Source organism: Paenibacillus sp. OT2-17 (assembly GCF_009827695.1).
GTDB classification, from domain to species: domain Bacteria; phylum Bacillota; class Bacilli; order Paenibacillales; family Paenibacillaceae; genus Paenibacillus; species Paenibacillus polymyxa_B.
On the sequence record NZ_WUDQ01000924.1, the window covers coordinates 1 to 893 of the forward strand.

An 893-nucleotide genomic window follows, 5' to 3' on the forward strand; every position below is an offset into this window, starting at 1 on the left:
CCAGAATGCAGGCGGCTCCGCGCTCACTTATCTGCTCAATCGGTCTTTTGACCGTTGTTAACGGTGGAGTCGTATACATTGAGAACCCGATATCGTCAAAACCAATGACTGAGATATCCTCTGGTACCTTCAAGCCGTTTTCGAATACCGCATTCATGGCCCCAATAGCCATATCATCGTTAGAGCAAAATACCGCTGTCGGCGGCTCCTGCAAGGAAAGCAGTTGCTTCATTGCCTGGCTTCCGCTTTCAGTATCATAATGACCTTGCACGATATATTCATGTCGAATCGGCTTACCACTATCAATCAACGCATTCATAAAACCCTCGCGGCGTTGCTGGGTAGACTTGAAGCCTTCTACCCCTTCGATGATCGCAATGCGTTCATGCCCGCTTTCAACGAGAAAGGAGACCGCTTCATAGGACCCTTCCTTATCATTAGAGATCACATTTACAATCCCCGCACCGGACACCTGCCGATTCAGTACAACAAGCGGAATACCTTGACCGAGCACATGATAAATAAAAGGGTTGTCCGCCTCGCTCTGGCTCATCAGAATGATACCATCAAAACGCTTGTGGTGAATGGCCGAAAAATCGGCGTAATCGTCAATTCCTCGCACAAACAAATTGTAATCCACCCCGACGACATGATTAACTCCGCGGATGGTATCCGCAAAAAAACTGGAGCTGGTGCCTTCTGAAATACTGGTGAAAAACAGGCCTATCGTATGCGAGCGCTGGAGAACCAGGCTTTTGGCATTAAAATTTGGAATGTAATTGAGTTGCTCTGCCAACTCCATAATTTTGCGTTTCGTATCTTCTTTAATCAGCGGGCTATTATTGAGCGCCCGGGAGACGGTTGTATGGGAACAATTAGACAATTTGGCAATG

The 893-nt window shown here is 47.3% G+C and carries 1 protein-coding gene; it reads right to left on the reverse strand.

What is annotated here, in order from left to right; translation table 11 throughout:
- Positions 1-892: LacI family DNA-binding transcriptional regulator (locus GRP75_RS28215; protein ID WP_337194290.1), on the reverse strand; the 892-nt coding region annotated here is incomplete at its 3' end.
- Between the last annotated feature and the right edge of the window lies 1 nt (position 893).